Genomic DNA, 8,032 nt, shown 5'->3' with positions numbered 1-8,032 from the left:
GGGCGTCCGCTGTCGCGGGTTCACACAGGGCATGGCCCATCCGGGTGCGCTTGGCTTCCAGATAGGCACGGTTGAAGGGGTTGGGCGCAATGGCCAGCGCAATGCGCCTGCGCACGTCAAAGCCGTGGCGTTGCAGGGCGTGGACCTTGTCGGGGTTGTTGGTCAGCAGGTCGAGCTGGTTCACGCCCAGCGCGCGCAGGATGGCGGAGGCCGCCTGCCAGTCGCGCGCGTCGGTCTCGAAGCCAAGGCGGTGGTTGGCATCCACCGTATCCAGCCCTTCATCCTGCAGCGCGTAGGCGCGGATCTTGTTGGCAAGGCCGATGCCGCGCCCTTCATGCCCGCGCACATAAACCAGCACGCCGGACTCGGCTGCGCCAATCTGCTCGAGCGCGCCCTGTAGCTGCGCGCCGCAATCGCAGCGCAGCGAGCCCAGCGCATCGCCCGTCACGCATTCCGAATGCAGGCGCACCAGCGGCACGCTTCCCGGCTTGCCGGGTTCGCCCTTGACCATGGCTACATGCTCGGTGCCATCGGGCGCGCGGAAGGCATGGATCATCATGTCAGACCCGCCAAAGCGGCTGGGCAGGCGGGCGCGGGCAACCTGCTCGATGGCGGGCTTTTCTTCCGTCTCTGCCGTGATCGGGTTGTCTTTCAGCCATTTCGCCAGTTCGGCGATGGACAGGATCTGCAACCCGTGGCGCTTTGCGTAGGGGCGCAGGTCGTCCATGCGGGCCATGGTGCCGTCCTCGTTCATGATCTCGCAGATCACGGCAGCCGGGATCAGCCCGGCCATGCGGGCAAGGTCAACCGAGGCCTCGGTATGGCCGGGGCGCGCCACCGTGCCGCCGGGCACCGCGCGCAGCGGGAATATGTGGCCCGGCGAGACGAGATCCTCCGGCTTCGCATCGGGCGCTGCCGCCACCAGCACGGTCTCGGCGCGGTCGGCGGCGGAAATGCCGGTGGTCACGCCCTCGCGCGCCTCGATGGACACGGTAAACGCCGTGCCGCGCGGGCAGGTGTTCACCTGCGTCATCATAGGCAGGTTGAGCTGCGTGATGCGCTCGGGCGACATGGGCATGCATACCAGCCCGCGCGCGTGGGTGACCATGAAGTTCATGGCGTCCGGCGTGACCAGTTCGGCGGCCATGACCAGGTCGCCCTCGTTCTCGCGGTCCTCGTCATCCACAAGGATGATCATCCCGCCCCGGCGGATGGTGGCAACGGCCTGCGCCAGTGCCGGGGGCATCAACGATACTGACATACGCTCTCCACATATTTTGCAATGACATCGACTTCGATGTTCACGGCGTCGCCTGGCTTCAGGCCGCCAAGGGTGGTGTGTTCCCACGTGTGGGGGATGATCATCAGCGCGATGCGGAATGTGTCTGCATCGCAGCCTTCCTCGCCCGGTGCGCCTACTGCGTTCAGGGTCAGGCTTATGCCATCGATGGTGATGGAGCCTTTCTCGACCAGGTAGCGGCGCAGCCGGGCGGGAATGGCGAAGGTGATGTGCCGCCCCTCGCCTTCCGCGCGCACGGCCAGCAGGCGGCCCGTGCCATCGACATGGCCCTGCACGATATGGCCTGACAGCCGCGTGGCGGGTGTGACCGCGCGTTCGAGGTTGACGGTGTGCCCGGTATCGATGCGGCCCAGCGCCGTGCGGTCCAGCGTCTCGGAACTGATGAAGAAGGTCGCCGTGCCCTGCGCGTCAAAGGAGGTCACGGTCAGGCACACGCCATTGACGGCGATGCTCTCGCCAAGGGCAAGGTCGGTGATGCCCGTTTCCACCGTTATGTCCAGGTCGCGGTCAAGCCGCCGCGCGGCGCTGACCTGTCCCTGGTGCTCGATAATGCCAGAAAACATGCTTACTCCTTATGCGGCGGCGAGTTCGGGGAACAGGCGCAGCGGGGTTACGTCGTCTTCGCGCACCCGCACGGCGTAATGGTCCGTGCCATTGGGGCCTGCGGTTATGGTCAGCCAGTCATGCCACAGCCCGCGGGCCTCGATTTCGGCCAGCAGTTTCGGGCCGGCCTCCACCATTGCCCACGTAACACCCGCCTGGCCGAGGATGTCGGGCAGGGCGGCGATGTCGGTACAGACCTTTACCGTAAAGCCCCGGTTGCGCGCGGCGGTGAGGTAGGCTTCATCCACCTCGCCCGCGCGGGTGCAGATGGCGAGGATGCGCGACGCACGATCCGGGTGGTCGGGCACGCGGCGCACGTCCAGGCCGGGGCGGTCGGCGTTTATGGTGCCGGTGGCGGTAATCACCGCATCGGTCGCCCGGCGCAGGCGGTGCGCAAGGTCGAGCGAGGCGCCGGAGGTGAAGGTGGTCCGGCCCGCGGGTGGCACCATGGCGCTATTGACATCAAGCGCCTGCTTGACCGTGATCCATGGCTGGCCGGTGCGCGTGAAATGCGTGAAGGGGGCGAGCAGGCTGCGGCACAGCGCCTGCATGGCGGCCTGCTGGCCTGCGGGCTGGAGCACATGCACGTCGCAGCCGCGCTGGCGCAGCGTGTCGGCCCCGCCGCCTTCCACATGCGGGTTGGGGTCGCGCACGCCAATCCATACGGTGCGGATGGGCGTTGCGAGGAGGGCGAGCGAGCAGGGGCCGGTGCGCCCGGTGTGGTTGCACGGCTCAAGGGTGACGACCGCCGTATGCGCGCGCGCCAGCAGGCCACGCTCGCGGCACTGGTTTATGGCCTGCACCTCGGCATGTGGCGTGCCCGCGCGGTGGTGGCCGCCAGTGGCGAGGATGGTGCCTTCGCCGTCAAGGATGGCGCAGCCCACGGGGGGGTTGGGCGCGGTGGCGCCCACATGGCGTGCGGCCTCGTCCACCGCTGCGCGAAAGGCGCGGGCAATGGCAGGCGGCAGGGCGGTGGCCTGCGTGATGCTGGCGTGGGAACCCTGTGGCAACGCGTCCAAAACACAGTACTCCATCCATCTGGACGGACCCAGGGCGCGTAAAACCACATGCCCGCCTTCCATGCGGAAAAGCAGGGCCATAGTTTCCGTTCTCTTTCATCCGGACTGTAACCGTCGGTTCCGGAATTACACCGGATCTGCTGGACCCCGCCCGCTTTCGCGGCCGGGCGCTCGCGGACTGATGGCCCTGCGTGCAGGACCAATTACCGCCGGTGGGGAATTTCGCCCCGCCCTGAGAACGTCTGTAAACCGGGGCGACGCCCCGATTCGTATTCAGTGGCACTGATAGTGGGAATAATTCGCTCCGATTGCAAGCCATCCCCCATGCAGGGAACTATAATGTGTCCTGCCCGCGCGCCTGGCTGTGGCGGCCGGGATGGAGCAGCGAGGGAATGCGGCCATGATGGCCGAAATTGACCAGCCGTGCCTCTTCCACCTCGATGCGGCCAAGCAGGCGCGAGCGGATGATGGCGATGGCCAGCGCCGCCCCCATGAACGGCCCGAGCGCATAGATCCAGAAAGACTGCCACTGCCCTGCAACCAGCGCCGGGCCAAAGCTGCGCGCAAGGTTGGAACTGTTGCCCGACAGCCAGGCCGAGATGGGGTTGCACGCCAGGAAAAACAGCCCGCCCGCCCACGGCGTGAGCCATTTCAGCGTGGGGTGGGCGGCAAGGGCGCAGATCATCAGCACCAGCAGCACGGTCAGCACCAGTTCCGTCGCCAGTGGCCACAGCACCGATACGTGCTGGAACGGGATGGTGGCGGCATAGGCCGAGGCCTGCGCCATCTGCCCCCATACCGGCAGGACATGGCCCAGCCCCGCGAGCAGTGCCGTGGCCAGGCAGGCGCCAATCATCTGGGCTGTGATGTAGCCGCACAGGTCAATCATGCCCAGTCGGCCTGCAAGGCTGAACGCCAGCGAGACCGATGGGCTGACATGCGCCCCGCTGACCCGCCCGAACGGCGTGAACGCCGCCACCGTGCCCGACAGGCCAAAGAACAGCCCGCACAGCGCGGTCTGCGCCAGCGGGTGGGGCGCGAGCGCGCGGCCAATGGGCGTATAGGGCGTGGTCAGCACCGTAACCGACACGATCCCGCAGAGCATGAGCACCGTTGTCGCCACCATCTCGCACGCATACAGCTTCCAGTGCAGCGGATGGTCGGGGTGGGGTGCGCCGGCAAGGGGCCGGTCCTCCTGCGGTGGGGAGCCGGTCTGCCGGTATGCGGTCATGTCGTGTTACTCCCTTTGTGGCACATGTAGAGGCCTTGAATTAAAGCAGGGAATGGTGTGGAATAAAGGAAATCATGCGAATATAAGCCGTGCATGAGAATAGTTAATGCATAGCTGCTGAATGTTTTTTCTATAATAGGATGCGCCATCCCTCCTGTATCCCGTCAGGCGTCGGGTGCGGATGAGGGTTTTATCAATCATGTGTTCAGGGGCAGACGCGCCAGGCTGATGGATTGCTGTTGGAAAGAAGGCCGCTGTTCATGTCGGGCCGACAGGGCGGGCAGACCCCGCATGGTGCTTGGCGGGCTGATGGTCGTGTTGGGCGGCATGGCGGCGCCTGTGGCCGCCCGGGCCGATGACATGGCCGAGATCCGCGCCATCCATGCCGAAATGCAGCGCCTCGAGGCCAAGGTGCAGCAGCTTGAGGCCCGTCATGGCATGACGGAGGGCGGCTCGCACGTGCTGGCGGGGCGCACGCTGCGCTCGGGTTCGCGCACGAGTGCCAGCAGCACGTCGGTCACCAACCCGTCGGGCCAGATCACGGCCATGCCCGACCTGTCACGGCTGACCATCGGCGGCCCCACTTTGTCGGATGACGCGCAGGCGGCGGCAGCGGCCGAGAACACCATGACCGAATCCATCGTGCCCACGCAGCCCAAGCTCGACCTTGATTCCTCCAGCCCGCTGGCCATTACCCAGACCGGGGTGGACAGCCTGCCGCCCATCTTCCGCATTGGCGGGGTTTCGGTCAGGCTCGGTGGCTTCATCGATTTCTCGAACATCTATCGCAGCAAGAACCTGACCAGCGGCCCCGCCACAAGCTGGGGCAGCTTTCCCTATGCCAACAGCCCCAACGCCCATACCGGCGAGTATCGCCCCTCCGCCCAGCTCACCCGCCTGAGCGTGCTGCTGCAGGGATCGCCCACCAAGGACGAGACGCTGTCAGGCTATATCGAGACCGATTTTGGCGGGGCCGCGGGCACTGCCAACAGCTACCAGACCAACAGCTACACGCCGCGCATCCGCCAGGCGTACATGACCTACAGCAACACCAAATGGGGCTTCCATGTGCTGGCGGGGCAGGCATGGAGCCTGACCACGGGTTACACGCAGGGCCTGCTGTCGCGCCATGAGCAGCTACCGCCGGTAGTCGATAACAACCAGATCCCCGGCATCGTGTTCACCCGCGTGCCACAGATCCGCTTCATCAAGGATTTCGGGCGCAAGTGGTGGCTCGGGCTTTCGCTCGAGGCGCCGCAGGTGGCCTATGCGGCCTCGGGCAGCGCGGGCGACCACCCGATGATGACCGGTACGGATGATGACACCCTCGCCTCATCGGGCACCACGCTGCTCTATAACAACGCGGGTTCGGGCATGCTCAACCCCAATGCCAAATACAGCATGGACGTGGCGCCTGACATCGTGCTCAAGGGCGCGCTCGACACCAAGCCCGCCCATTACGAGGTCTATGGCCTCGCGCGCTGGTTCAAGGCGATGGGGCAGGCGCCTGGCGGCCCGATCCGCGAGCATGTGTCCTTCGCCGGTGGCGTGGGCGGCGACGTGACGGTGCATGTCATCCCGCGCTACCTGCAGTTTACCGGCAACGTGCTGGCAGGCGAGGGGATTGGCCGCTATGGCCCCGCCATGCTGCCCGACGCCACCTTCAAGGCCAATGGCTCGCCTGCCCCCATTCCCGAGATCATCGGCAGCATGGGGCTGATCGGCCACCCGACCTCCAACCTGCTGGTCTATCTGTATGGCGGCGTGGAGAGCGCGGGCAGGCGGACCTATACCGGCAGCGATGGCTTTGAATACGGCTATGGCGTGAACGACCTGGCGCTGAGCAGTTGCAACGTGGAGCTGATTACCGGCGGCAGTTGTGATGCCCAGACCCACACCATTGCCGACCTGACCGTGGGCGGCTGGTGGCATGTGCTGCAAGGTGGCTATGGCGCGGTCATGACCGGCGTGCAGTACACCTACCTGCGCAAATTCGCCTATAAGGGCGGTGATGGCGCAAGCCCGACCACGGGCGGCAACACCATTTACGTCACGTTCCGCTATTTGCCTTTCCAGTAACCGCGCTGGCGGCTGAAAGGGCGGCCTGGCAGTCGGTAGCCTGACGGGTGAGGTGGATGTCATGTATGTCGCTGACCGCGCGGATGCTGCTCGTGCGCCAGTGCGCGGTCATGCCATGGGGCGTGCACAGGGCGCCTGCGCCAAGCAGCGGCCCGTTGCCCGGATCAACCACCGCCAGCACGGCGCGCGGGTTGCGCGGCAGGGCCAGGCGCAGGGCAGTGCGCAGGCGTGCCGTGGTCTGGTCATCGGTATGGATGATCAGGTCGGGCACCAGGTCGATCCAGCCTGACCAGCCCGCGGCCACGGCGCGGCGCAATTGTGGCCAGGCCTTGTGCTCATCAAGCGTTTTTATGGTCGCCTCCGCCCCGTCTTCATGAATCTGGCGGGCAAGGGCGCGCGCGCTCAGGCCCATTCCGGCCTCGGTGGGGGCACCCGCTGGGGGCAGGCTTGCGGCAAGTGCTGTCAGCCCGATGGTGGGGGCGAGCAGGGCGACAAGCAGCATCAGCCGGGGAAAAGTGCTTGGGCGCATTGTCTTTGTTCTCCCTTCTTACTGGTGTTGCGTTATGGTGAGAAAACACCGCAATCGTGGCGCGGACAGGGCATGGATGGGGAAAATCATGGGCACGCCGGTTGCAGGGGTGGGCACATGTGCTTATAGCCTGCGGCCATGCCCGCATGTGTCACGGGGCAACCGCGCGATCCTGACCGGACCTGCCACGCGCGTTGACCAGGGGGCGGACAAGGCCCTGCATTGTTGTTTCCGGCAGGTCTTGCCATTGTGGAGAACAGACGTTTCATGGGTGCCATGTCCTCTTCCGAAATTTCGCGTCTTCAGGTCTGCCTGCGCCGTCTGCTGGGCTCGCCGGGGCTTACCGTCAATGCGCCGCCGCGTGCCGGGCTGTCGGTTGAACTCGCGGTCAATGGCGAAGTGGTGGGCACCGTCCATCGCGATGAAGACGAGGGCGAAGTGTCCTACGCCATCCACATGACCGTGCTGGAAGAAGACCTTCCCCCCGCAAAGTAAGCGCCGGAAATACCAAGAAGTTTTTGGGGAAGCTTTTTTCAGAAAGCTTCAGGAACCGTGGCCCGGCATTCCGGCCCTGTAGTACGGCCTGACCAGCCTAGGGCTGCGTCAGCGGCTGGGGCACGGGGCCTACCGATGCCTCGACAAGCGGCTGCGCGGGGTGCGCGGGCAGGTCGATTCGGTGGATCTTCCACTGGAAGGCATGAATGCGCATCTGCAGCCGTAGCGGGGTCTCGTTTTCATGGCCGGGCATGAGAACGCTTGCCTCGAACACGCCCGGATGGGTGAAATGCGCATGCACGCGCCACAGCAGGCCCATCATCGTGCCCGCCGTGGCGGGCTGCTGTTCATGCGGCATCAGGTGATCGACCAGCATGCCCAGCTTGTCGGGGCGCACTTCCTCGTCAATCGCGTTGGATGCGGCGGATGAGGCGAAGGATGACCCGAAGGCCGGCAGTTCATCATCGGCCACGGGCGGCCCGATCAGGTCATCGACCACCTGTGTCTTGAGTCCGTTGCGCACCGATTCCCATTTGAGGCAGGTGTTGAGGCTGCCCATGTCATGGCTCCGGATGGCCGATGTGATGGACCATAATGTAAAAAAGGGTGACGCCGCGTATAGCGTGGTGGCGGCGGCCAGCGTGCCCGCGCACATCCACCGCGCCTGCTGGCGGCGCAGGGTGGACAGGTTGGCGGGAATTTCCATGCGGGAAAGATAAGACATTGATTTATACTCCCCCAAAATGGTTTCACCTTGCCCTTGAGCTTATACTGCA

The 8,032-nt window shown here is 65.4% G+C and carries 8 protein-coding genes and 1 riboswitch; of the genes, 2 read left to right on the top strand and 6 right to left on the bottom strand.

Features of this window, described 5'->3' with window-relative positions:
- The 4 genes from GXY01S_RS08160 to GXY01S_RS08145 all read right to left on the bottom strand — a co-directional run.
- The coding region (locus GXY01S_RS08160) for a bifunctional 3,4-dihydroxy-2-butanone-4-phosphate synthase/GTP cyclohydrolase II (RefSeq protein ID WP_061273950.1) at nucleotides 1-1,246 on the bottom strand (1,246 nt) is incomplete at its 3' end.
- A complete protein-coding gene (locus GXY01S_RS08155; protein ID WP_061273948.1) occupies nucleotides 1,246-1,863 on the bottom strand; it encodes a riboflavin synthase in 618 nt (205 codons plus the stop codon). The genes GXY01S_RS08160 and GXY01S_RS08155, both read right to left, overlap by 1 nt.
- Before the next feature lie 9 nt (nucleotides 1,864-1,872).
- Nucleotides 1,873-2,871 (bottom strand): bifunctional diaminohydroxyphosphoribosylaminopyrimidine deaminase/5-amino-6-(5-phosphoribosylamino)uracil reductase RibD, encoded by a 999-nt coding sequence (gene ribD / locus GXY01S_RS08150; protein ID WP_061273963.1) that lies wholly within the window; start codon nucleotides 2,869-2,871, stop codon nucleotides 1,873-1,875.
- A gap of 135 nt (nucleotides 2,872-3,006) precedes the next feature.
- A riboswitch (FMN riboswitch) is annotated at nucleotides 3,007-3,166 on the bottom strand.
- Nucleotides 3,167-3,256: 90 nt separating this feature from the next.
- The gene (locus tag GXY01S_RS08145; RefSeq protein ID WP_061273946.1) at nucleotides 3,257-4,153 is read right to left on the bottom strand and encodes an MIP/aquaporin family protein; all 897 of its coding nucleotides are present in this window, start codon (nucleotides 4,151-4,153) and stop codon (nucleotides 3,257-3,259) included.
- Between the two features lie 291 nt (nucleotides 4,154-4,444).
- Here GXY01S_RS08145 and GXY01S_RS08140 point away from each other — a divergent pair, with 291 nt between their 5' ends.
- On the top strand, nucleotides 4,445-6,232 hold the full coding sequence (locus tag GXY01S_RS08140) for a hypothetical protein (protein ID WP_242501189.1): 1,788 nt from the start codon (nucleotides 4,445-4,447) through the stop codon (nucleotides 6,230-6,232).
- Here GXY01S_RS08140 and GXY01S_RS08135 read toward each other — a convergent pair.
- Entirely contained in the window at nucleotides 6,204-6,761 is a 558-nt protein-coding gene (locus GXY01S_RS08135) for a hypothetical protein (protein WP_242501188.1), read from the bottom strand. The genes GXY01S_RS08140 and GXY01S_RS08135 overlap by 29 nt on opposite strands.
- A gap of 267 nt (nucleotides 6,762-7,028) precedes the next feature.
- Here GXY01S_RS08135 and GXY01S_RS08130 point away from each other — a divergent pair, with 267 nt between their 5' ends.
- Nucleotides 7,029-7,256 (top strand): DUF3126 family protein, encoded by a 228-nt coding sequence (locus GXY01S_RS08130; protein ID WP_061273942.1) that lies wholly within the window; start codon nucleotides 7,029-7,031, stop codon nucleotides 7,254-7,256.
- 97 nt (nucleotides 7,257-7,353) lie between these two features.
- Here the strand turns inward: GXY01S_RS08130 and GXY01S_RS08125 are convergent, their stop codons facing one another.
- Entirely contained in the window at nucleotides 7,354-7,980 is a 627-nt protein-coding gene (locus GXY01S_RS08125) for a DUF2939 domain-containing protein (RefSeq protein ID WP_061273940.1), read from the bottom strand.
- Between the last annotated feature and the right edge of the window lie 52 nt (nucleotides 7,981-8,032).

It is taken from the genome of Komagataeibacter xylinus NBRC 15237, assembly GCF_001571345.1.
GTDB classification, from domain to species: Bacteria; Pseudomonadota; Alphaproteobacteria; order Acetobacterales; family Acetobacteraceae; genus Komagataeibacter; species Komagataeibacter xylinus.
Note: the sequence above shows the minus strand (reverse complement) of the source record. Positions and strands in the feature narration are given on the sequence as shown.

Excerpts from the sequence above, each read along its gene's own strand:
- GXY01S_RS08155 (WP_061273948.1), bottom strand. The coding sequence starts at position 1,863 with ATGTTTTCTGGCATTATCGAGCACCAGGGACAGGTCAGCGCCGCGCGG.
- GXY01S_RS08125 (WP_061273940.1), bottom strand. The coding sequence starts at position 7,980 with ATGTCTTATCTTTCCCGCATGGAAATTCCCGCCAACCTGTCCACCCTG.
- GXY01S_RS08145 (WP_061273946.1), bottom strand. The coding sequence starts at position 4,153 with ATGACCGCATACCGGCAGACCGGCTCCCCACCGCAGGAGGACCGGCCC.
- GXY01S_RS08135 (WP_242501188.1), bottom strand. The coding sequence starts at position 6,761 with ATGCGCCCAAGCACTTTTCCCCGGCTGATGCTGCTTGTCGCCCTGCTC.
- GXY01S_RS08140 (WP_242501189.1), top strand. The coding sequence starts at position 4,445 with ATGGTGCTTGGCGGGCTGATGGTCGTGTTGGGCGGCATGGCGGCGCCT.
- GXY01S_RS08130 (WP_061273942.1), top strand. The coding sequence starts at position 7,029 with ATGGGTGCCATGTCCTCTTCCGAAATTTCGCGTCTTCAGGTCTGCCTG.